Origin of the sequence: Nocardioides yefusunii (genome assembly GCF_004014875.1) — a bacterium.
GTDB lineage: Bacteria > Actinomycetota > Actinomycetes > Propionibacteriales > Nocardioidaceae > Nocardioides > Nocardioides yefusunii.
Window position 1 is genome coordinate 2,090,155 of the sequence record NZ_CP034929.1, and the last position, 22,675, is coordinate 2,112,829.

Sequence of the window (22,675 nt, forward strand, 5' to 3'; positions counted from 1 at the left end):
TCTGGCCCCGGATTCCTATGACGTCCGCGGCGTTTCAGAGGCGGACAGACACGCTCAGGAAGCGCGACTGAGGCGGCGTTTCTCCACGAGAGCCATGGCAACGAGCACGCAGCGCAGCGCAACCGCGCTCCATGTGAGTCCTCCGAAGAATCCGAGGTCGCAGTCGGTTGCCTCCGGTCCACACGAGCGGGCGTCGTACTACTTGGCACCTGCCTGGAAGGCCACCCCGACGGCCAGGACCGCCAGCGCTGCCCATAGTGCGGCGCGAGGGGAACTCAGGCGTCGAGCGTCTCCAGGTCGACCTCGTAGGCACCCTGGACGATGAACTCCTTACCGAACGGAGGACACGCAACAGACTCATTCCAACGAGTACGGCATGCGCCTCGACGGCTCGTCGCCCTCCCACCACCACACGCCGTCTCGCTCGACCAGCGCGTCAGCCAACGTCCCCAGCGGTTCGAGCAATTCGCCGACCAGTACCGCCCCGGCGACCTCGTCCGGCGTCCATCCCTCATCGACGTCACGACGCAACCCCATACGACGAGAACCATGCAACGGCAGGTCGTAGACGAGACAGAAGACGTCGTCGGCCTCCACCCACGCCTCGTGAACCTCTACCTCGTTCGGTTCGTAGCCGGCGTTCTCCACGATGCCCTTGAGCAGCAGCCGCAGCGTCTGTGCCGCGCGGCTGTCCCCCACGACCTCGTCCGGAGCGACGTGCGACATTCCCATGTTCCCTACTTCCTTCTGAGTTCCCGGGACGTCGCAAGAGGCGCTCAGGCGTCGAGCGTCTCCAGGTCGACCTCGTAGGCACCCTGGACGATGAACTCCTTGCGCGGGGCCACGTCGGCACCCATCAGGAGTTCGAAGACCTGCGCAGCTTCGGAGGCGTCGTCGACGGTGAGGCGACGCAGCGTGCGGTGACGCGGGTCCATCGTCGTCTCCTGCAGCTGGTCGGCGTCCATCTCGCCGAGACCCTTGTAGCGCTGCACCGGGTCCTTCCAGCGGACGTTCTTCTTCTTCAACTCGGCGAGCTTACGACGCATCTCGTCGTCGGAGTACGTGTAGACGTACTTCTCCATCCCCTTCTTGGGGTTGGTGAGCTCGATGCGGTGCAGCGGCGGGACGGCGGTGTAGACGCGGCCTGCCTCGAGGAGCCCGGGCATGTACTTGAAGAAGAGCGTCGCCAACAGGCAACGGATGTGTGCACCGTCGGAGTCGGCGTCGGCCATGAAGATGATGCGGCCGTAACGACGCGCCTCGAGGTCGAAGGTGCGCCCCGAGCCCGCGCCCACCACCTGGATGATCGAGGAGCACTCGGCGTTCTTCAGCATGTCGGCGACAGAGGCCTTCTGGACGTTGAGGATCTTTCCTCGGATCGGCAGCAGCGCCTGGAACTCGGAGTTGCGGGCCAGCTTGGCGGTACCGAGCGCGGAGTCACCCTCGACGATGAAGAGTTCGGTGCGGTCGTTGTCACCCGAGCGGCAGTCGGCCAGCTTCGCCGGCAGCGCCGACGACTCCAAGGCATTCTTGCGACGCTGGGTGTCCTTCTGCTGACGCAGGCTGAGGCGGGTCTTGGACGCCGCGACGACCTTCTCCATCAGGAGCTTGGCCTGGGCCTTCTGGTCCCGCTTGGTGGAGGAGAGGAAGTTCTTGAGCTCGGAGGAGACCACCTTGCGGACGACGCTGCGCGCTGCCGGGGTGCCGAGGATCTCCTTGGTCTGGCCCTCGAACTGGGGCTCGGAGAGACGCACCGTGACCACCGCGGTGAGACCTTCAAGGATGTCGTCCTTGATCACGTCGGCGTCGTTGACCTTGAGCGCCTTCGTGGCTCGCATCGCTTCGTTGAACGTCTTGGTGAGGGCCTGCTCGAAGCCACTGACGTGGGTGCCGCCCTTGGGAGTGGCGATCACGTTCACGAAAGAACGCACGGTGGTGTCGTAGGCGGCGTCCCAGCGCAGGGCGACGTCGACGCCCAGCTCGCGCTCGACCTCCTGCGGCGTCATGTGACCCTTGGCGTCGAGCATCGGCACGGTCTCCTTGAAGGAACCCGTGCCCTGGAGACGCATGACGTCGGTGACCCGCTCGCCCGCGGACAGGAACTCCACGAACTCACTGATGCCACCCTCGTGACGGAACGTCTCGGTGACGGGCTCTTCGCCGCGGAGGTCGGTGATCTTCAGGCCGAGGCCGGGGACGATGTAGGAGGTCTGCCGGGCACGGCCGACGAGACCGTCCATGACGATCTCGGCGTCCTTCGTGAAGATCTGACGGTCGGGCCAGAACCGGACCCGGGTGCCGGACTTGCCCTTCGCGACGCGCTTGCCCTTGCGAGTGAGGCCGGACTGGACGGTGAACTCGGCGTCGGGGCCTTCGCCCTCGAAGACACCGGGGACACCACGACGGAACGACAGACCCTGAGTGGCGGGCGAACGGTCGACGTCGATGTCCATCCGCGCCGAGAGCGCGTTGACGACACTCAGGCCGACGCCGTGCAGACCACCGGTGGCGTTGTAGGAACCGCCGCCGAACTTGCCGCCGGCATGCAGCTTGGTGGCGACCACCTCGACGCCGGGCAGACCGGTCTTGGGCTCCTTGTCGGTCGGGATGCCTCGGCCGTTGTCGTAGATCTCCACCGAACCGTCGGGGTGCAGCGTGATCTCGACGTCGGAGGCGTGCCCGGCCAGGGCCTCGTCCACGCCGTTGTCGATGATTTCCCACAGGCAGTGCATGAGGCCGCGGGTGTCCGTCGAGCCGATGTACATGCCGGGGCGCTTGCGTACCGCCTCCAGTCCTTCGAGGACGAGGAGGTGCGCTGCGTTGTAGGTGTTGTCGCTGGGTGCTGCCACGTTGGCAAAATCTACCGGCGAGCGGCGACATCTTCGCTGTTGCCACGCTACGGTCACGGCCAGGCGACAGCGTGACGTCGCAGACTGCCGCTCGCTGGCACCACGGGGTACCCTGATGGCGGCACCACCTCACCTGAGGCTCCGAAGTTGGAGCCGCAGGACGGACAACTTCATGATTGGATGGGAAAGCCGAAACGGTGGCGGGAATCTTTTCTCCCCCCGGTACGTTGGACCCGACACCGAAGCACAGAAATGAGGCCGATGTGACTACTGCAGTTGCCCCCACCACCGCCGCCCTGACGGCGGAGGACCGTTGCGACCGTTGCGGCGCCCAGGCCTACCTCCGGGTGGAGCTCCAGAGCGGCGGAGAGCTGCTCTTCTGTGCTCACCACGCCCGCGAGCACGGTGACAAGCTCCGCGAGATCGCTGTCTCCTTCCACGACGAGACCCACAAGCTCGCTAACCGCTGAGCCACGGCTGGCGCGCTGACGCCGAGTCGCCGTCACCTCGACGGTGACACCGGGCGCCGCCCAGTCCTGACGACGGCCCCGGACCACTGGTCCGGGGCCGTCGTCGTACCCGGAGCCCGTCGTATCCGGCGCAGGATGACCACCCGACCCGTCTCCCCGAGAGGATCCCCACCATGACCTTCGTCGTCGCCCTCGTGATCGCCGTTGGACTCGTCGGGATCGTCGTCCCGGTCCTGCCCGGAGTCCTGCTGGTCTGGGGCGCCCTGCTCGTGTGGGCCGTCAGCATCGGCACCTCCACCTCGTGGATCGTGTTCTCCCTCTGCTCGGTGCTGCTGGCAGCAGGGGCAGTCGTGAAGTTCACCGTCCCCGGGCGACGCCTGAAGAACTCCGGCGTCCCCAACAGCACCCTCTTCGTCGGCGGCGCCCTCGGCGTAGTGGGCTTCTTCGTCGTCCCCGTGGTGGGGCTCTTCCTCGGATTCGTCCTGGGCGTCTACCTCGCCGAGCACCGACGTCTCGGCGCAGCGCAGGCCTGGCCCTCCAGCGTCGGCGCACTCAAGGCGGTGGGGCTCAGCATGCTGATCGAGCTGCTGTCCGCGGTCGCTGCCACCGTGGTGTGGATCGTGGGAGTCTTCCTCGTCTGATCCGCCGGGGATCGACCAGCGCCCGCCTCATTCCCGCGAGATGGTCAGCGTGTGAGCCACTCAGTGAAGATGTCCGCCATCCGCTGCTGCCCCTGCGGCGTCAGGTGCAGCGGCGGCACCTCGGCCATCAGCCCCTGGCTCGTCGATCCGTCCTTGGCCAGCTCCGGCCACTGCGCAGCGAGGTCGAAGAGCGCGACGCCTTCGTCGTACTGGTCCACAACGTTGCGTCGCGCCGCACGGACCTTCTCCCAGTCCTCGTGCTCCCATGTGCCGGGCTCGTAGCCGTCGACCACCAGGACCAGTGCTTCGGGCGCGGCCTCGAGAGCCCGGTCGACGACGATCTTCAGGCTCTCCTCGTACTTCTCCTCCTCGTTGGACCCGAGGTTGACGAGCACGAGGTCTGCGTCGCGTGCCCTGGCTTCGGTCCAGGTGCCGGCCTCCGCGTTCTTGCTCGCGAACTCGGCTGCCGTCGCACCCGCTTGGGAGGCGTCGAGGACATGGACGCCGACATTGCGCTCCTCCCCCGTCACGGGGTCGAGGGGGCTGCTGACGTACTCCACTCCGGTGTGCACGAACCCGAACCTTTGGGCGATGGAGTCCACCCGGACGGTGTGCGGTCCCGGCCCCAGCTCGGGCGATGTCCACCACAGGCCCGCCTGCGACGCCGTCGCGGAGGCACCGAAGATGGTCGGCCCCACCTCGGTCGGGTCATCAGAGGCCCGCGGCTCGTCCTCGTCAGGAGTCCCTGACGGAGTCGTGCCCGGGATCTCGTCCTGCAGACCACCGAGGGTGCCCTGGGCGGTGACGTCGAAACCGTCGATGTGGACCTTCGCCTGCCCGCCACCGAAGTTGCTGATGCCGTAGCCGACCCGGATCCGGTTCGCCGTGAGCGGCGGGTACGTGATCGATGCGCCGCCGGGCATGATCAGCGCGCGTCCCCCCAGCCCCCAAGGGCCGAAACGGCGCTCCTCGGACGGAACACCGGACTGCAGCGTCGCCTCGGTGCTCATCACGTCTCCCCAGTAGGGCGGCACGAACCCGACCGCACCATCGATGCCCACGGAGGTGCGCAGCTGGCGCTGCAGGCTGGCCTGCCACCGTGCGGTGAGCACGTCGACGTTGGTCATGCTGCCCTCCGAGATCGAGTCCCCCACGACGAGGACCGTCGCCGACTCCTCGGCGTGGGAGTCGAGGTCCTGGTACCAGGGTTCGAGGAAGACACGCATCGGGTCGACCGCCTCGGGGGTGGGCTTCTCCGCCTCCGAGCCGCTGCAGCCGGCCAGGGCGAGGGTGAGCGCAGAGGCGCACAAGAAGGCCAACAGCCGCTTTCCGGATTTCATTGGAGCAACCTACAGACCCGGCCCCAACAGCAGCCGATGAATCGCCCGGAACGCACGACGCCCTCCCCAGCAGGCCGAGGAGGGCGTCGTGAGCGCTGTCGGACAGCGGTGGATCAGTCGAGGTAGTCGCGCAGGACCTGCGAACGCGACGGGTGACGCAGCTTCGACATGGTCTTGGACTCGATCTGACGGATGCGCTCACGCGTCACGCCGTAGACCTTGCCGATCTCGTCGAGGGTCTTGGGCTGACCGTCGGTCAGACCGAAGCGCATCGACACGACGCCGGCCTCACGCTCGGAGAGCGTGTCGAGAACGGCGTGCAACTGCTCCTGGAGAAGGGTGAACGACACGGCGTCGGCCGGGACGATCGCCTCGGAGTCCTCGATGAGGTCACCGAACTCGGAGTCGCCGTCCTCGCCGAGGGGCGTGTGCAGCGAGATGGGCTCGCGGCCGTACTTCTGGACCTCGATGACCTTCTCGGGGGTCATGTCGAGTTCCTTGGCCAGCTCCTCCGGGGTGGGCTCGCGGCCCAGGTCCTGGAGCATCTGACGCTGGACACGGGCCAGCTTGTTGATGACCTCGACCATGTGCACCGGGATACGGATGGTGCGGGCCTGGTCGGCCATGGCGCGAGTGATGGCCTGACGGATCCACCAGGTCGCGTAGGTCGAGAACTTGTAGCCCTTGGTGTAGTCGAACTTCTCGACTGCACGGATCAGACCGAGGTTGCCCTCCTGGATCAGGTCGAGGAAGAGCATGCCGCGACCGGTGTAGCGCTTGGCCAGCGAGACGACGAGACGCAGGTTGGCCTCGAGCAGGTGGTTCTTGGCGCGCTTGCCGTCGGCGGAGATCCACTCGAGTTCCTCGAGGGTCTTCGGGGCGATCTTGGTGCCCTTGCCGAGCTTCTCGTCGGCGAAGAGACCGGCCTCGATGCGCTTGGCGAGCTCAACCTCCATCTCCGCGTTGAGAAGGGGGACCTTGCCGATCTGCTTGAGGTAGTCCTTGACCGGGTCGGCAGTCGCGCCGGCGACCATGACCTGCTGCTCAGGCTCGTCGGTGTCGTCCGCGGCCGAGACGACGAAGGAGGCTTCCTTCTCGTCCTTCTTGATCGTGGGGTCGCTCGCGACGTCCTTCTCGAACTGCTCGTCCGGGATGTCGGGAAGGATCTTCTTGCCGTCAGGACCGATGATCGTCTTGGCGGTGTCGTCCTCCACCGTCTCGACGTCGTCGTCCAGCTCGAGGTCGTCGTCGATCTCGACCTCTTCGAGCTCGACGACGTCCTCGTCGCGGGCCTTCTTGGCAGCGGCCTTCTTCGCGGTCGCCTTCTTGGCCGTCTTCTTGGCGGCGGCCTTCTTGGCGGCCGGGGCCTCGTCCTCGTCGGCACCCGCGGCAGCGGCCTTGGGAGCAGCCGCCTTCTTCGCAGTCGCCTTCTTGGCCGTGGTCTTCGCGGTGGTGGTCTTGCGGGCGGTACCCGCAGCAGCAGCACGCGTGGTGGACACCGAGGAGACGTCGACGGTGATGCCGAGCTCGCTCAGGTGAGTGAGCAGTGCCTTGAGATGGCGGGGCTCGACCTGGGCCATGTCACTGGCCTGTCGGACCTGGTCGGGGCTGACCGTTCCGGTCACACCTCCCGCCGCAACGAGCAGGGCGATGGCGGGGTGCTCGAGCACCTCCGCGGGGAGCGTCTTACGTGCGTTCGAGGACACGAACACCTCTCGTGGAGCGAAAAGGGGCGCGGCAGGTCCCGGTGTCGTCAAGAGCCGCAACAGCCATTGTGCCACGACGACGGTGAAGATTCCCAGAAGGTCTCGACCGGAACTTCAACCAGCCTGGCCCGGAACCCCTGTTCAGGGGAGCGCACGGGCACAGCACCGATGCCACCGGCGCTCACCGTCTGCCACGCGAGGTGCGCCCCCTCACCCTCGCAGGAGGCTCTGGCATCCTCTGCGAGTGTTCTTCCTCCCCATCCTGCGTCGTTCCACCTCCTCCCGTCTCGCAGCCGCGCTCGTCGTCACTGGTCTCGCGACCGCTCTGTCCGGGTGCAGCGAGATGGAGGCAGCGGTCCGGGATGCAGTCGAGGGCGCCGCCACGGCACAGGTGGAGGTCGGCAGCCCCCTGCCCGACGCCGCGAGCGCCCGCACCCTCCTGGACGCGCTGCCGCAGGTGGAGCGCTCCCCCGCGGCGATCCCTGCCTACGTGCGCAGTGAGTTCGGGTCGGCGTGGGCCGACGTCGACGGGAACGGCTGCAACCAGCGCGACGACGTGCTGCTGCGTGACGCCGATCCGGGCACGGCCGTCGTCGCCCCCCAGGGACGCTGCGACCACGACGTGCTCGCCGGGACCTGGACCGACCCCTACTCCGGGGTCGTGGTCGAGCTCGACGACCTCAAGGACCGTTCACAGGCCCAGGCCGTGCAGATCGACCACGTCGTACCGCTGGCCGAGGCGTGGCGTTCGGGTGCATGGGCCTGGGACGCACGGACGCGTCGGTCCTACGCCAACAGTCTCGACGTGCTGCTCGCCACCGACGGGCCCACGAACTCCTCCAAGAGCGACGGCGACCCGGCCGCATGGCGACCGAAGAAGGCGTACCAGTGTTCGTACGCACGACGCTGGATCGTCGTCAAGGACGCCTGGACCCTCGCGGTCGACGACAGTGAGCGTCGCGCGTTGGAGGAGATGCTCGGCCTCTGCGACTGAGCGCGCGGCCTGATGAACTGCCGCGCAGGCCGGCGGGTCAGGCCTTGGCTGCCTTCGCCGCAGCCTTCGCGGCCTGCTTGTACTCACGAACCTTGAGCAGGGAGTCGGCGTCGACGACGTCGGCGACCGAGCGGTAGCCCTCCAAGGCGTAGTCGCCCGCAGCTGCCTCCCAGCCCTCAGGACGCACGTCGAGCTGCTTGGCGAGCAGCGCCACGAAGATCTGCGCCTTCTGCTTGCCGAAGCCGGGCAGGGCCTGGACTCGCTTGAGCAGCTCCTTGCCGGTGGCTGCCTCGTTCCACAGACGGGTCACGTCACCGTCGTAGGTCTCCTCGACGATCCGGGCGATGCCCTGGAGCTTCTCCGCCATCGATCCCGGGAACCGGTGGATCGCCGGGGTCTCGGCGGCCACCGCCTTGAACTCCTCGGGGTCCATCGCCGCGATGCGGGCGGTGTCGAGGTCACCGAGGCGGGTGATGAGCTTCCAGCCGCCACGGAAGGCGTGCTCCATGCCGTACTGCTGGTCGAGAGCCATGCCCACGAGGACGGCGAAGGGGTGCGCGTCGAGGACGGCGTCAGCCTCGGGCAGGTTGGCGATCTGGAAACCCATGGGAGCAAGGATGCCAAACGTCGTCGCGGTTCCCTGACCCTCGGGGGTCAGGTCGTCTCAGCCTCAGAGATCCTCGGAGGCCGGCGGCTTCACCGCGAGCACCGGGCAGGGCGCGTCCAGGAGGACCCGTTGGGCGCTGGTGCCCATCACGAGCTTGCCGACCGGCGAACGACGCCGCAGACCGATCACGACGAGTTCCGCACCGGTCACCTCGGCGAGGCTGATCAGGTCCTCCGACGGCTCGAATCCACGTACCAGGGTGCGGACCTCGAACTCCACACCGCTGTGCTGCAGGTGAGCAGCGAGGCGCTCGGCCTCATCTGCGTGGCTCTCGCCGTCGGCTGCGACGTCGCCGTCGCGGTGGGAGCAGACCACCAGCAGACGTGCACCTCGCCGGCCTGCTTCGTCGACGGCCGCTTCGAGGGCTGCCTCGCCCTCGGGGGTGGCGACGTATCCGACCAGAACCACTGACATGGGTTGCTCCTCGCGTGCGACTGAGGCCGTCGGGCCCTGTCTCGACCGTACCCACGACCGGCGTCGGGCGCGAGGGGAACGGATGTGACCTGTGCCTGTGGACGGTCTCCCCACCACGATGCCCTGCTCGGCCAGAGTGAGCTGCATGGACCTACCCGCCCCGCCATTGCGTCAGTCCCCTGCCGTCGCCCTGCCCCGCGCTCTCGAGTCCGCGCTGCGTCGGGAGGGCCTGAAGGTGAAGGACGAGCGGACCCGCGGGCACGTCCCGTTGCGGGTGTGGGCCGGGACGATCGGCGCGCAGACCCCTCCCGCCACGGGCGCGGGCCCCGGGACCGATCTCTCGACCTGGATCCCGGCGCCTCGCACCGCGTCGGATGCCTCCCTCTTCTGTCCCGGGCCCGAGGAGGTGATGGATGCCCACGACCGGTTCGAGGTCTCCCTCGCTCTGGGCCGCGCAGTGATCGGTCACGTTTCCGACCCGTGGTTCTGGTTGACGCGTTCGGGCACTCCCGATCCGTGTCCCGCCGATCTGGAGTGGATCTCGTCGGCCCACCGGGCCTGGAAGGTCCTGGGGCTGGCCCCGCGGGCAGCAGTGGTCACACGGGAGGGGTGGTGGTTGCACCCCTCAGGGGCACGACGGACGTGGAAGCGCCTGCGTCACTGACCACCTCGACTGCGGTGAGCGGGTCCCAGGAGTGCGGTGGCACCGAACGTTCCATGAGGTCGCGCACCAGGGTCGCCAGGGAGCTGGATCCTCCGCGTTCGGCCACTCGGTCAAGGGCGCACCACGCCAGCGCACCCTGACCGGCGAGCCACGCGTGGAAGGCCAGCACCGATGCTGCCTGGACCGCCCGGCCCACGGGTGCGGCACGCACCACCGCGACCCACAGGTCGACGTGGCGGGCGGCTTCGCTGCGATGCACCCACGACCAGGTCGCGTCCCTGACGTCGGAATCCCCCGCCCTCGCCGCGTCGTCGAGGACCTTCAGCAGGCAGGCCACCAGGTGCTCGTCACGGGTCGAGGGGAAGCGTGCGCCTCGCCTCGTCCATCCCCGGATCCGCTCGGCGTCGGAGGGCCCCGGTCCTGACTGCTGCGCCCGGAGGCAGCGGGGACACGTGTGGCTCGCGACGCGTGAGACGGCGTCGCCCTGGGGCGCGATCATCTCCTCCAGTTCGCTGCGGTCTCGACGCACAGGGAGACCGTCGGCCACCGCACGCGCCACGAACGGGTGGGCCAGCACCTCGTAGGGCTGCGTGACCAGGTCCGAGCCGCCCCGATCCCGACCGCGGACCTCGCCGGTGCTCGGCACGAACTCCAGACATGACGCACCGTCCGCGCCCAGGAAGGCCGTGACCTCGATCCCGGCAGCAGCCATCGTCGTGGCCAGACCGGGCGCGATCGACATCGCCCGGTGGTGCTCGGCGAAGACCACCAGCGCGACCTGGTCGACGTGGTTGCGGATCCCGGCAGCAGCAAGGACGCGGGCAACCGAACGCACACCTTCCTCCCCCTCCCTGGGGTACGGGAGGTCGATCCGGGCGTGCGGCCCGGACGCCGGTGCGAGCACCAGCATCACCACCGACTCAGTGGGGACGAATCCCAGGGCGACGGCGACCGCTGCGACGAGGTCAGGCGGAGAGGTGACGGTGAGCCGCGGGCGTGGGGCCGAGCGGCGGGAGCGCGACGAGGGCGATGAGTGCGGTGCGGTGTTGTGGTCCATGCGAGGACGCTCCCGGCCCGAAGCCCCTCCGCGCCGCGCCCCGAGACGCGGGATGTGGACAGCCACCCTCAACGGCGCCCGAGCTCGGCCTTGTCGGCGCCTCGCGGCCGGCCGGCGCAGGGATCCTGCCTCCGGTTCTCCCCTGCCTCGAACCCGTCTCGGCCCCGGCCGGACCGCAGCGGCAGGCACAATGACGTCGTGCCCCTCCTCTGCTGCGTCGCCCCCGGAGACGTCGTCGTGCTGTCGGGGGTGGCGCATGCGTGAGCACGCCTCGGTGCTGCACATCGACCTGGATGCGTTCTTCGCCTCCGTCGAGCAGCGCGACAAGCCGTCGTTGCGGGGGAAGCCGGTGGTCGTCGGAGGTGTGGGTGGCCGGGGCGTGGTGGCGACCGCGTCCTACGAAGCCCGCGTCTTCGGAGTCCGGTCGGCGATGTCGACGCGTGAGGCACGGGCCCGGTGCCCGCATGCAGCGTTCCTGTCGGGCCGGTTCCACGCCTACCGCGAGACCAGCCGCGCCGTCATGGGCGTCCTGCGGGAACTCTCCCCGCTGGTGGAGCCGCTGTCGTTGGACGAGGCGTTCGTCGACCTCGCCGCCGCGGGCCTGCCCGACCTCGACGAGGCCACGGTCCGCGCGGTCGGTGAGGAACTGCGGGCCCGGGTGCACGAGGTCAGCGGCGGCCTCACCGCGTCGGTGGGGCTGGCGTCGTCGAAGTTCCTCGCGAAGATCGCCAGCGAGATCGAGAAACCCGACGGACTCACCGTCATCAACCCGGGCACCGAACGGGACCTGCTGCGTCCGTTGAACGTCCGCGTGATCCCCGGCGTCGGCCCGGCCACCGTCGAACGGCTGCGTCGTTCCGGGGTCTACACCGTCTCCGACCTCGAGGCGCTCGACGAGCACGAAGTGGTGCAGCTCCTCGGCAAGGCACACGGACACTCCCTGCACGCGATGGCGCGCGGCGAGGACGACCGCGCCGTGGTGCCCGAGCGCGAGGCCAAGTCGGTCAGCGTGGAGGACACCTACTCCACCGACGTCACCGACCGTGAGCTGATGGCCGACCTGTTGACCCGACAGGCCGCGACCGTGGCCGGTCGGCTCGCGAAGCAACGGATGTCGGGACGCACGATCTCGATCAAGGTGCGGCTGCACGACTTCTCCACCTCGAGCCGCTCCAGCACTCTCCCGGCCCCCACTGACGACGCCGCCCTGATCGCCCGCACCGCCCGCGGCCTCCTCACCGACCTCGACACCTCCGGCGGGGTCCGGCTGCTCGGCGTCGGCGTCTCGGGTCTGGCCGACTGGGTGCAGGAAGAACTCTTCAGCGACCCCGAACCCCCCGAGCCCAGCGACCGCGAAGCACTCGACCGACTCGCGCCGGTGGTGCGGCGTCCCGAGTGGGCCCCGGGCAGCGACGTGATCCACGACGAGATGGGCGCCGGATGGGTGTGGGGCGCCGGACGCGGCGTCGTGACCGTGCGGTTCGAGACCGCCGAGACGGGCCCCGGCCCGGTGCGTTCCTTCGCCCAGGACGATCCGGCGCTGCACCTGTGGCAGCCTCCCCCCGACGACGAGGCCGTCGCCCGAGCGGTCATCCCGCCGTCCGGAACCTGACCCTCTCACCGGGACGGATCCGGGCACAGAGATCCAGGTCCTCCTCGACGACGACGGCCACCACCGGGTAACCACCGGTCGTGGGATGGTCGGCGAGGAAGACCACCGGGTCCCCCGACGGCGGCAACTGCACTGCACCGAGAACCATCGGCTCGCTGGGCAGCTCGCCCGGCCGGCGCGCCCATGGCACCGAGGGCTGCTCCAGGCGCAGGCCGACCCGGTTGGACCCTGACCCGGCGACGAACTCCACGGCGTCGAGAACCCTGACATCGTCGAGCCAGTCGATCCGGGGACCGGGCAGGACCCGCAGGGTGTGGACGTGCGGCAACGGCGTGGCCCCCATGACGTCGCGCGGCACCAGACCGTGGGTCCTCGCACCGGCGGCCGGCTGTTCCCGGCCCACCCGCAGGCGGTCGCCGGCGGCGAGCGGCGAGGGACCGATGCCTCCGAGCAGGTCGGTGCTGCGTGATCCCAGTACAGGCGGTGCGTCGATGCCACCGCCGAGAGCCACGTAGCTGCGCAGCCCCTGCAAGGCCCGGCCTACGTGCAACAGTGTGTCGGCCCTGACCACGACCGCCTCGTCGAGTGGCGCGGGACGGCCGGCCACGAACACCTCGCACCGGGCGCCGGTGACTGCGACGACGACGTCGCGGACCGCGGTGAGCGTGACGCCTCCGGCCGTGGTCTCCAGCAGCGCCGCGTCAGGGTCGTTGCCGACCAGCCGGTTCGCCCACCGGGCAGAGGCACGGTCGAGGAACCCGCTGCGGGTGACACCCAGGTGCGCCCACCCCGGTCGACCGGCGTCCTGGACGGTCGTGGAGGGGCCGGGGTCGACGACCTCGAAAGACACCGGCCCGGGCAGCGCGCGCACGTCGGCGTTCATGCGGCGGTGAACCTGACCCGGGTGCCCGGGGCGAGCAGCGCCGGTGCGTCGGTGCGGGTGACGTCGAAGATCTCGACGTCGGTGTGTCCCAGCAGCAACCAGCCGCCAGGCGACGGAGTCGGGTAGACCCCGCACCAGGTGTCGGCGAGCGCCACCGATCCTGCTGGCACGCGGGTGCGGGGAGAGGACAGGCGCGGCACTCGCCACTCGGACGGCATCCCGGAGAGGTAGGCGAACCCGGGGCTGAAGCCACAGAAGTCGGAGACGAAGGTGAGCGAGGTGTGGCGGGTGACGACCTCGTCGACGTCGACGCCCCAGGTGCGCGCCACCAACGCGAGGTCCGCGCCGTCGTAGTGGACGGGGAGGACCACGACGTCGTGCTCCCCCGCCGGAGCGGGCGGCAGGTCGTGCGGCTGCAGGGACCTCAGCCGGATCATCGCTGCCGCCGTGTCCGCGACGCCGTCGAGCAGCACCGTGCGAGCAGCAGGGACGACGTCGACGCACGCCATTCCGGACTCCCGCACCCAGGCCACCACGGCGTGCGCGGTCGCGGTGTCGGCGACCTCGACGAGGACGGCGTGCTCCCCCACCGTCCGTACGGCGTGGGCGACGAGCGCGCTCAACGGCCCGGTGCTCATCTCACAGGCCCCGCAGCTCGAACCCGGCCGCGAAAAGTTCGGCGCGCACCAGCTGCGCGGTCGCGACCGCACCGGGGCTGTCTCCGTGCAGGCAGACCGAGTGCGCCTGGCCCGAACGCGCCCACCGGACCGCAGCCGCTGCGACGTCGGCGGGCTCGTGGATCAACGCGCCCGGCTGATCGCGGGGCACGAGTCGCCCGGCGTCGGTGTAGCCGCGGTCGGGGAAGGCTTCGTCGAACGTCGCGCGTCCGCGTTCGTCGGCCCACTGCAGCAGCAGTCCCGGGCGCATCCCGAGCACCGGGAGGTCTCCGGAGCCGTCAAGGACGGCGCGTGCCTGGGCGGCGTCGTCGAGCACCCGGTGGTAGAGCGCACCGTGCGGCTTCACGTACCTGACCTCAATGCCTTCGGAGCGCGCGATCTCGGTGAGCGTCCCGACCTGGTCGGCGACCTGCTCGCGCAGCGTCTCCTCGGCGACGTCGAGTGCCACACGGCCGAAGTTCTCCCGGTCGTCGTAGGAGACCTGCGCTCCCACCGAGACGCCACGTCGGGCGGCCTCGGCGCAAACGGCACGCATGATCGCCGCGTTGCCGGCGTGGTAGCCGCAGGCGACGTTCGCGCTGCTCACCACGGCGAGCAGGGCTTCGTCGTCGGTGACCTCCTCACCGAGGTCGGCGTTGAGGTCGATGTGGGGCCGGGGAGTCTCACTCACGGCGGCCATTCTGCCCCGTCGTTCCGGGCCTGTTCTCCGGGCCTGTTCGCCGTGGGCGCAAACGACGTCGTGGAGCACCGAAGGAGTCAGGGCGGGCCCGTACGCTGGCGCACATGGAACTCGAAGTGCAGCCCCCCGTCGCCGAACGACGCCCCGTGACCCGCGAACTCCACGGTCTGACCCGCGTCGACGACTACGAGTGGTTGCGCGAGAAGGAGAACCCCGAGGTCCTCGCCCACCTCGAGGCCGAGAACGCGTTCACCGAGGCACGCACGGCGCACCTGGCCGACCTGCGTGCGACCCTCTTCGACGAGGTGAAGAACCGCGTCCAGGAGACCGACCTGTCGGTCCCCACCCGCAGCCGCGGCTGGTGGTTCTACTCCCGCACCTTCGAGGGCAAGGAGTACGGCGCGTCGTGCCGCGTTCCGGTCACCGACCCCGAGGACTGGACCCCGCCCACCCCCGACGCGGCCGCGCACCCCGACCAGCCGGCCCTGCCCGGTGAGCAGGTCCTGCTGGACCTCAACGAACTCGCCGAGGGCCACGACTTCTTCTCCCTCGGTGGCTCCGCACTGAGCCTCGACGACCGCTACCTCGCGTGGTCGGTCGACACCGAGGGCGACGAGCGCTACACGATCCGGGTCAAGGAACTCGCCACCGGCACCGTCCTCGACGACGTCGTCGAGGGTGTCCTGGGCGGCGCCACTTGGCACCCGGACGGTACGTCCTTCTACTACAACACCGTCGACGACGCCTGGCGCGCCGACAAGATCTGGCGCCACCGCCTCGGCACCCCGCAGTCGGAGGACGAACTGGTCTTCCACGAGAGCGACCAGCTCTTCTGGACCGGTCTGGGACGCAGCCGCGACAACCGCTTCCTGTTCATCGTCTCCGGCTCGAAGACCACCTCGGAGTGGTCCTACCTCGACACCACCGACCCCGACGCCACCTGGACCCTGTTCCACCCGCGCACCACGGGACTGGAGTACGGCCTCGAGCCCGCCGTCATCGGCGGCGAGAGCGTCTTCCTGGTGATGCACAACGCCACCGGCGCCAACTTCGAGCTGGCCTCCGCACCCGTCGCCCCGACCGGCCCCGATGGCTGGACGCCGGTGATCGCCCACGACGAGTCGGTGCGTCTCGAAGAGGTCGACGCGTTCGCCACCCACCTCGTCGTCCAGCAGCGAGCCGAAGGTCTCACCCAGCTCGCGATCGTCGAGCTGACCGACGACGGTCTCGGCGAGACGTACCCGATCGCGTTCGACCGTGAGGTCTACACCGTCGGCGCCTCGGGCAACCCTGACTTCCACCAGCCGACCGTGCGCCTGGGCTGGACCTCGATGGCCGTGCCGTCCTCGGTCTACGACTACGACGTCCGCACCCGCGAGCTGACGCTGCTGCGTCGTACGCCGGTCCTGGGTGGTTTCGACCCCGATCTCTACGAGGAGCACCGAATCTGGGTCACCGCCCGCGACGGCGAGCAGGTCCCGGTCTCCCTGGTGTGCCGCACGGACGTCCGTGCCGAGGGCCGCCCCATGCCGACGCTGCTCTACGGCTACGGCTCCTACGAGTCCTCGGTGGACCCGTACTTCTCGGTCCCGCGTCTCTCCCTGATGGACCGCGGGGCCGCGTTCGCGATCGCCCACGTGCGGGGCGGCGGCGAGATGGGTCGCCGGTGGTACGAGCAGGGCAAGCTCAACCACAAGACCAACACCTTCAACGACTTCGTCGACGTCGCCCGCCACCTCGTCACCGAGGGCTGGACGACGGCCGAGACGCTGGTCGCCGAGGGCGGCAGCGCCGGTGGCCTGCTCATGGGCGCCGTGGTCAACCAGGCCCCCGAACTGTTCGCCGGCATCGTGGCCGACGTCCCGTTCGTGGACGCCCTGACCACCATGCTCGACTCCACCCTCCCGCTGACCATCGGTGAGTACGAGGAGTGGGGCAACCCCGAGGCCGAAGCCGAGGTGTACGCCCTGATGGCCTCCTACGCCCCCTACGACAACGTCGCCGCCGTCGACTACCCGCCGATCCTGGCCGAGACGTCCCTCAACGACACCCGCGTGCTCTACGTCGAGCCCGCCAAGTGGATCGCCAAGCTGCGCGCCACCGCCGTGGGACGTCGTGACTTCCTGCTGCGGATCGAGATGGCGGCCGGCCACGGCGGCGTCTCGGGTCGGTACAAGGCATGGCACGATCGCGCGTTCTCGACCGCGTGGATCCTGGATCGGATGGGTCTCGCCCAGGTGCCGCCCCGCTCTGCGCAGGACTGAGTCCCAGCGGCCCTCAGCGCCCCAGTTCCCCCGTGCGGGCCCGGTTTTCCTGAACTTTCCTTCAGGTTGACCGGGCCCTCCTGAGAACCCCCTGAGAGTTGCCGATCGAGGCAACTTCTCGCCTGCCCGGCTCGTCTGAACCTGTGAGAGCAACGAAGAGGGCCCCGGAATCAACTCGGGGCACCCACTGTTGACCACGTGTGGGTGTCTGGACGACGTCCACGGAGCAGGAGACATCACATGGCAACTCGGACCGCTACCCGTGCAACCACCAGCGACCGTGAGATCGAAGGACGCGACTCCGTCGGCCTGTACCTCGACGAGATCGCCCGGACTCCGCTGCTGGACGCCGCCACCGAGGTCGAACTGGCCCGCACCATCGAGGTCGGCCTGATGGCCCAGCACCTCCTCGACACCGGCCGCATCGGCCGTCGCAAGGGAGGCGCACCCAAGAGCGCCAACCAGGACGAACTCGAGTGGCTCGCCGAAGAGGGCCGCAAGGCCATGGACACCTTCATCAACGCCAACCTTCGCCTGGTCGTCTCCATCGCCCGCAAGTACGGCCGTGCCCAGATGCCGATGCTCGACCTCATCCAGGAGGGCAACACCGGCCTGATCCGCGCGGTGGAGAAGTTCGACTACGCCAAGGGCTACAAGTTCTCCACCTACGCCACGTGGTGGGTACGCCAGGCGATCACCCGCGGCGTCGCCCAGCAGGCCCGCGTCGTACGCCTCCCCGTCCACGTGGTCGAGGAACTCAACCAGGTCGGCAACGCCCGCCGCACCATGGAGAAGATGCTCGGCCGCGAGCCCAGCCCCGAGGAGATCGCCGCCGAACTCAGCATGGAGGTCGACCGCGTCGTGGACCTCATGTCGTGGGGTCGCGACCACGTCTCCCTCGACGCCCCCATCGACGAGGACGGCAGCACCTCCCTCGGCGACCTGATCGGCCAGGAGACCGCCCCCAGCCCCGACGTCGAGTTCATCGACGTCGAGTCGCGCCGACTCCTGGACACGCTCGTCTCCCAGCTCGACCCGCGTTCGGCCGACATCGTCCGGGCTCGTTACGGCCTCGGCGACGGTCGCCAGCACAAGCTGGCCGACATCGGTGCCCGCCACGGCATCTCCGCCGAGCGCGTTCGCCAGCTGGAGCGGGAGGCGCTGCAGAAGCTGCGCCGCCTCACCGAGCCGCAGGTTGCTGCCGCCTGACCCACTGACCCAACTCCCTCCCTCCGACGGGGTCCACGCTCGCACCGCACGGCGAACGTGGGCCCCGTCGTCACGTCCGGGGCGTGTCAGGACCGGCGGCGGGTGAGTTCGGCGAAGACCTCGTCCACGCGGGCGGTCAGGGCCTCGCGGGTACCGGAGTTGTCGATCACCACGTCGGCGATCGCCAGACGCTGCTCACGCGACGCCTGAGCAGCGAGCCGTGCACGCGCGTCGTCCTGGCTCATGCCACGGTCACGCACCATGCGCTCGACCTGCAGTTCCTCAGGCACGTCAACCACCACCACGGCGTCGAACTCTCCGGCCCGGCCGCCCTCGGCGAGGAGCGGGATGTCGTGGACCACGAGGGCGTCTGCAGGAGCGGCAGCCTCCAACGCTGCGCCGGCCGCGTGCACGAGCGGGTGGATGATCGCCTCCAAAGCACGGCGGCGTGACCCGTCGGCGAAGACGATCGCTCCGAGCGCAGGACGGTCCAGTGATCCATCGGCGGCCAGAACGCTCTCACCGAACTCCGCCACCACGTCAGCGAACCCGGGGGTCCCCGGGGCCACCACTTCGCGAGCCAGCAGGTCGGCGTCGACGACGACGGCTCCCAGTGCGGCCAGACGCGTCGAGACGGTGCTCTTGCCCGACGCGATTCCTCCGGTCAGCGCGATCCGACGGACGGGCGAAGCGGAGTCAGGGGCTGCGGTCGGGGCGGACGTCGGGGTTGCGGGGGTGCTCACGGGTTCTCCTCGTCGCGGGGAAGGATCGACGCCGCGACGCTACACGGGCCGTCGAGGAAAACGGGACGAGCCCCGCCCGGATTTCTCCGGACGGGGCTCGAGCCGATTGCTCAGTGAGAGCTCAGGTGTCAGTTGCCACCGGTGAGCTTCTCGCGAAGCGCCTGGAGCGCCTCGTCGGAAGCCAGCGAACCGCCGACCTCCTCGGCAGCAGCGACGTCGCCACCGGAGGAGTACGAGGTGGCCTCGCCGGCCTCGGCCTCGGCAACCTTCGCCTCGGCCTGCTGCTTGACGTGAGCCTCCCAGCGGGCGTGGGCCTTGGCGTAGTCCTCTTCCCACTTGGTGCGCTGCTCGTCGAAGCCCTCGAGCCACTCGCCGGTCTCGGGGTCGAAGCCCTCGGGGTAGACGTAGTTGCCCTGCTCGTCGTACGTGGCAGTCATGCCGTACAGGGTCGGGTCGAACTCGGAGTCGTCCACAGCGGCAACGGTCTCGTTGGCCTGCTTGAGGGACAGCGAGATGCGGCGACGCTCGAGGTCGATGTCGATGATCTTGACCATGACGTCGTCGTTGACCTGGACGACCTGCTCCGGGATCTCCACGTGGCGCTCGGCCAGCTCGGAGATGTGCACGAGGCCCTCGATGCCCTCCTCGACACGGACGAACGAACCGAAGGGCACCAGCTTGGTGACCTTACCCGGAACGATCTGACCGATCTGGTGGGTGCGAGCGAAGTGCTGCCACGGGTCTTCCTGGGTGGCCTTGAGCGACAGGGAGACGCGCTCGCGGTCCATGTCCACGTCGAGAACCTCGACGGTGACCTCGTCACCCACGGTGACGACCTCGGACGGGTGGTCGATGTGCTTCCAGGACAGCTCCGAGACGTGCACGAGGCCGTCGACGCCACCGAGGTCCACGAAGGCACCGAAGTTGACGATCGAGGACACGACACCCTTGCGGATCTGGCCCTTCTGGAGCTGGGTGAGGAAGCCGTGGCGAACCTCGGACTGGGTCTGCTCGAGCCAGGCACGGCGCGACAGGACCACGTTGTTGCGGTTCTTGTCGAGCTCGATGATCTTGGCCTCGAGGGTCTGACCCACGTAGGGCTGCAGGTCGCGGACGCGACGCATCTCGACGAGCGAGGCGGGCAGGAAGCCGCGCAGGCCGATGTCCAGGATGAGACCACCCTTGACGACCTCGATGACGGTGCCCTCGACGACGCCGTCCTCTTCCTTGACCTGCTCGATGGTGCCCCAGGCACGCTCGTACTGAGCGCGCTTCTTGGACAGGATCAGGCGGCCTTCCTTGTCCTCCTTCTGGAGAACCAGGGCCTCGACCTTGTCGCCGATGGCGACGACCTCGGACGGGTCGACGTCGTGCTTGATCGACAGCTCACGGGAGGGGATGACGCCCTCGGTCTTGTAACCGATGTCGAGGAGAACCTCGTCGCGGTCGACCTTCACGATGATGCCGTCGACGATGTCGCCGTCGTTGAAGTACTTGATCGTCGCGTCAATGGCGGCGAGGAGGTCCTCTTCGGAACCGATGTCGTTGATCGCGACCTGGGGCGCGTTGTAATCGGGAAGAGGAATGTTGGAGCTCGTCATAAGAAGGAGTTGTCCTTGGGATGGATGGAGTCGTGCGGGCGCGCGGGGGACTCTTTTCGGGGCTCCCTCACGGGACCCGAGCCGGGACTCACTCCGTATGGAGTCCGGGCAGTCTCTGACGCAATGACCCATGCTACGCCTCAGGCTCTCCGAGCGTCCAACCGGGTGAACCACCTTCCCGCGTGACCCCACTCACGCTCCAGTCGTGCTTCGGCGCGTCCCCCACGCCCGGACGCCGCCCGGACGGGACCGTCCGTGCCTCAGGGATGGGCGTGCCAGTCACCCGTGCGCGCAATCTCCCTCAGGAACACCTCCGCCAGGTCGACCACGAGATTCCCGCCGGGGCGTACCGTCAGTTCCACCAGTGCCGCGAGGTCGCTGGCGCGGGCGAGGTCTCTCGCCAGGGCCGGGTCACCACCGCGCTCACGGGTCCAGCCGTGGAGCACCGCCTGCTCCCACGCGGGGTGCCGGTCGAACCGAAGGAGGTCCCCAAGGTCCTCGTGGGGACTGCCCGCGTGGGCGTACTCCCAGTCGACCACGGCCGCGACGCTCCCGTCCCCGGCCAGGACGACGTTCTTGGGGTTCAGGTCGCCGTGCACCAGACAGGTGCGTGGTTCCTCGTCCAGCAGGTCCTGGGCACGTTCGGCCACGCGTTCGAGTGCGTCCAGCTCGCTCTCGCTCCAGCCCCGCAACTCCCCCAGCCGGCGCGTGACCCGCGCGTGGACGTCACCGTGAGCGGGGTCGGCCACCACCACCAGATCGGGAGCCGAGAACCGGCCCCGCCGGAGCGTCGGCATGCCTGCCAGCCGCCCCGCGACCGCACCCAACGCACGTCCGACGGAGTCCAGCGTCGCCACGTCATCGGCATCGAGCGCTGCTCGGAGCACGTCGTCGGCCCGGCGTCCGGGGACGAACTCGGTGACCATCAGGGCCGGATGACCATCCTTCGCGGGACGTTGCTCGACGACCCGGGGCACTGGGACGAGCCCGCCGACAAGACGCGACAGCGCAGCGTCCACCTCTGCGGCGTCAGGGCGTCGAGGCCGCTCGGGGGCATAGATCCGCACCACGTGGGCCTCGCCCCCGGTGCGCGACAGGAAGGTCTCCCCCGACCAGCCACCCGGGAGCGGCTGCCAGGGCAGGTCCGGATCAAGGGAGTGGGAGGTGCTCGCGAGGTCGGTCACGCCGCACATGGTGCCACCGCGGCGTCCCACGCGTGCGACCTGCGACGCCTGCGTGGGGCGCCGGTGCGCGCGTTAGCCTGACCGCGTGCCTGAGAGTGACACCACGAACCACCCGAACGACCATGCCCCCCAGACGGTGGGGATCGAGCGCCGCGCTGTGAGCGAGGAGGAGTCCCGCCAGGCCAACGGCCCCGACTGGGACCGTTACGCCGACGAGTACCAGGCCACCCACGGGTCCTTCCTGGGTGACGCCGGATTCGTGTGGGGCCCCGAAGGGTTCACCGAAGCGGCCGCCGGCGCGCTCGGCCCCGTCGCAGGGCGCCGCGTCCTCGAGGTCGGCTCGGGTGCGGGCCAGTGCTCCCGGTGGGTGCGCACCCAGGGCGGCGTCGGCATCGGCCTCGACCTGTCGATGCGCCAACTGCAGCACGCTCGCCGCCTCGACATGGAGACCGGCGTCAGCGCGCCGTCGGTGCGCGGAACCGCCACCGATCTGCCCTTCTCCGACGCCACTTTCGACGTCGTCTTCTCGTCCTTCGGTGCCCTGCAGTTCATCGCCGACATCGAGCACTGCCTCGACGAGGTGGTCCGGGTGCTCCGTCCGGGTGGCCGCTTCGCCTTCTCCGTCACGCACCCCACGCGGTGGTCGTTCCCCGACGACCCCGGCGTCGCCGGGCTCACCGCGAGCACCTCCTACTGGGACCGGACCCCGTACGTCGAGGTGGACCCCGAGACCGGCGCCCCGACCTACGTCGAGCACCACCGCACCCTGGGCGACTGGGTGCGCCTCCTGGGTGAGCGCGGCCTGTTCATGGTCGACCTCATGGAACCGGAATGGCCCGCCGACCTCGACCGCGACTGGGGCGGCTGGTCCCGCACCCGCGGTCTGCTCACGCCCGGCACGGCGCTCTTCGTCTGCAACCTGACGACGCGCTGACCCACGCACCGAACCACGCACTGAACCAACGACGGAGGGGCCCGGACCGACTTCTGTCGATCCGGGCCCCTCCGTCATGCCACCCGC

Annotated in this window: 21 protein-coding genes; 8 read left to right on the plus strand and 13 right to left on the minus strand. The window is 69.3% G+C overall.

Annotation, left to right across the window (positions count from 1 at the left end; translation table 11 throughout):
- Positions 1-357: 357 nt before the first annotated feature.
- Both EOV43_RS09485 and EOV43_RS09490 read right to left on the minus strand, forming a co-directional pair.
- Positions 358-732: a hypothetical protein gene (locus EOV43_RS09485; RefSeq protein ID WP_128221068.1), complete on the minus strand. Its 375-nt coding sequence runs from the start codon at positions 730-732 to the stop codon at positions 358-360.
- A 44-nt stretch (positions 733-776) separates the two neighbouring features.
- Positions 777-2,849, minus strand: coding sequence for a DNA gyrase/topoisomerase IV subunit B (locus EOV43_RS09490; RefSeq protein ID WP_128221069.1), 2,073 nt, complete (start codon positions 2,847-2,849; stop codon positions 777-779).
- A 263-nt stretch (positions 2,850-3,112) separates the two neighbouring features.
- On the opposite strand from EOV43_RS09490, the gene EOV43_RS09495 reads away from it, so the two are divergent.
- Positions 3,113-3,319 carry a DUF7455 domain-containing protein gene (locus EOV43_RS09495; protein WP_128221070.1) on the plus strand — a complete coding sequence of 69 codons (207 nt, stop codon included), beginning with the start codon at positions 3,113-3,115 and terminating at the stop codon, positions 3,317-3,319.
- A 173-nt stretch (positions 3,320-3,492) separates the two neighbouring features.
- Positions 3,493-3,960 (plus strand): DUF456 domain-containing protein, encoded by a 468-nt coding sequence (locus tag EOV43_RS09500; protein ID WP_128221071.1) that lies wholly within the window; start codon positions 3,493-3,495, stop codon positions 3,958-3,960.
- A 44-nt stretch (positions 3,961-4,004) separates the two neighbouring features.
- Here EOV43_RS09500 and EOV43_RS09505 read toward each other — a convergent pair whose 3' ends face one another.
- A complete protein-coding gene (locus EOV43_RS09505; RefSeq protein ID WP_128221072.1) occupies positions 4,005-5,300 on the minus strand; it encodes a GDSL-type esterase/lipase family protein in 1,296 nt (431 codons plus the stop codon).
- 113 nt (positions 5,301-5,413) lie between these two features.
- Positions 5,414-7,012, minus strand: a complete 1,599-nt coding sequence (locus EOV43_RS09510; protein ID WP_239022055.1) for an RNA polymerase sigma factor — start codon at positions 7,010-7,012, stop codon at positions 5,414-5,416.
- Positions 7,013-7,250: 238 nt separating this feature from the next.
- Here EOV43_RS09510 and EOV43_RS09515 point away from each other — a divergent pair, with 238 nt between their 5' ends.
- Complete coding sequence (locus EOV43_RS09515; RefSeq protein WP_164878687.1) at positions 7,251-8,000, plus strand: HNH endonuclease family protein; 750 nt, start codon at positions 7,251-7,253, stop codon at positions 7,998-8,000.
- Positions 8,001-8,037: 37 nt separating this feature from the next.
- Here the strand turns inward: EOV43_RS09515 and EOV43_RS09520 are convergent, their stop codons facing one another.
- Positions 8,038-8,607 (minus strand): HhH-GPD-type base excision DNA repair protein, encoded by a 570-nt coding sequence (locus EOV43_RS09520; protein WP_128221075.1) that lies wholly within the window; start codon positions 8,605-8,607, stop codon positions 8,038-8,040.
- A 63-nt stretch (positions 8,608-8,670) separates the two neighbouring features.
- Positions 8,671-9,081, minus strand: coding sequence for a universal stress protein (locus EOV43_RS09525; RefSeq protein ID WP_128221076.1), 411 nt, complete (start codon positions 9,079-9,081; stop codon positions 8,671-8,673).
- Between the two features lie 145 nt (positions 9,082-9,226).
- On the opposite strand from EOV43_RS09525, the gene EOV43_RS09530 reads away from it, so the two are divergent.
- A complete protein-coding gene (locus EOV43_RS09530; RefSeq protein ID WP_128221077.1) occupies positions 9,227-9,745 on the plus strand; it encodes a hypothetical protein in 519 nt (172 codons plus the stop codon).
- Here EOV43_RS09530 and EOV43_RS09535 read toward each other — a convergent pair.
- Positions 9,678-10,802: a DUF4192 domain-containing protein gene (locus EOV43_RS09535; RefSeq protein WP_164878688.1), complete on the minus strand. Its 1,125-nt coding sequence runs from the start codon at positions 10,800-10,802 to the stop codon at positions 9,678-9,680. The two genes, EOV43_RS09530 and EOV43_RS09535, sit on opposite strands and share 68 nt — an antisense overlap.
- 256 nt (positions 10,803-11,058) lie before the next feature.
- Between EOV43_RS09535 and EOV43_RS09540 the strand changes: the two genes are divergently transcribed.
- The gene (locus EOV43_RS09540) at positions 11,059-12,414 is read left to right on the plus strand and encodes a DNA polymerase IV (RefSeq protein WP_128221079.1); all 1,356 of its coding nucleotides are present in this window, start codon (positions 11,059-11,061) and stop codon (positions 12,412-12,414) included.
- On the opposite strand, the gene EOV43_RS09545 is transcribed toward EOV43_RS09540, so the two are convergent.
- The 3 genes from EOV43_RS09545 to EOV43_RS09555 are packed head-to-tail and all read right to left on the minus strand — an operon-like array spanning position 12,392 to position 14,644.
- Positions 12,392-13,297 carry a 5-oxoprolinase subunit C family protein gene (locus EOV43_RS09545; RefSeq protein ID WP_128221080.1) on the minus strand — a complete coding sequence of 302 codons (906 nt, stop codon included), beginning with the start codon at positions 13,295-13,297 and terminating at the stop codon, positions 12,392-12,394. The two genes, EOV43_RS09540 and EOV43_RS09545, sit on opposite strands and share 23 nt — an antisense overlap.
- On the minus strand, positions 13,294-13,935 hold the full coding sequence (locus EOV43_RS09550; RefSeq protein ID WP_128221081.1) for a 5-oxoprolinase subunit B family protein: 642 nt from the start codon (positions 13,933-13,935) through the stop codon (positions 13,294-13,296). The genes EOV43_RS09545 and EOV43_RS09550 overlap by 4 nt, the downstream gene beginning before the upstream one ends.
- Position 13,936: 1 nt before the next feature.
- Complete coding sequence (locus EOV43_RS09555; protein ID WP_239022056.1) at positions 13,937-14,644, minus strand: 5-oxoprolinase subunit PxpA; 708 nt, start codon at positions 14,642-14,644, stop codon at positions 13,937-13,939.
- Between the two features lie 113 nt (positions 14,645-14,757).
- On the opposite strand from EOV43_RS09555, the gene EOV43_RS09560 reads away from it, so the two are divergent.
- Together EOV43_RS09560 and EOV43_RS09565 are read left to right on the plus strand one after the other, a co-directional pair.
- Positions 14,758-16,917 (plus strand): S9 family peptidase, encoded by a 2,160-nt coding sequence (locus EOV43_RS09560; protein WP_128221083.1) that lies wholly within the window; start codon positions 14,758-14,760, stop codon positions 16,915-16,917.
- Between the two features lie 240 nt (positions 16,918-17,157).
- Positions 17,158-18,126: a sigma-70 family RNA polymerase sigma factor gene (locus EOV43_RS09565; RefSeq protein WP_128221084.1), complete on the plus strand. Its 969-nt coding sequence runs from the start codon at positions 17,158-17,160 to the stop codon at positions 18,124-18,126.
- An 86-nt stretch (positions 18,127-18,212) separates the two neighbouring features.
- Here the strand turns inward: EOV43_RS09565 and coaE are convergent, their stop codons facing one another.
- The 3 genes from coaE to EOV43_RS09580 form a co-directional block, all read right to left on the minus strand.
- On the minus strand, positions 18,213-18,869 hold the full coding sequence (coaE, locus tag EOV43_RS09570) for a dephospho-CoA kinase (RefSeq protein ID WP_128221085.1): 657 nt from the start codon (positions 18,867-18,869) through the stop codon (positions 18,213-18,215).
- A 128-nt stretch (positions 18,870-18,997) separates the two neighbouring features.
- On the minus strand, positions 18,998-20,470 hold the full coding sequence (gene rpsA / locus EOV43_RS09575; protein WP_128221086.1) for a 30S ribosomal protein S1: 1,473 nt from the start codon (positions 20,468-20,470) through the stop codon (positions 18,998-19,000).
- 260 nt (positions 20,471-20,730) lie between these two features.
- On the minus strand, positions 20,731-21,654 hold the full coding sequence (locus EOV43_RS09580; RefSeq protein ID WP_239022057.1) for a phosphotransferase: 924 nt from the start codon (positions 21,652-21,654) through the stop codon (positions 20,731-20,733).
- 85 nt (positions 21,655-21,739) lie between these two features.
- Here EOV43_RS09580 and EOV43_RS09585 point away from each other — a divergent pair, with 85 nt between their 5' ends.
- The gene (locus tag EOV43_RS09585; RefSeq protein WP_239022058.1) at positions 21,740-22,588 is read left to right on the plus strand and encodes a class I SAM-dependent methyltransferase; all 849 of its coding nucleotides are present in this window, start codon (positions 21,740-21,742) and stop codon (positions 22,586-22,588) included.
- Positions 22,589-22,675: the final 87 nt, after the last annotated feature.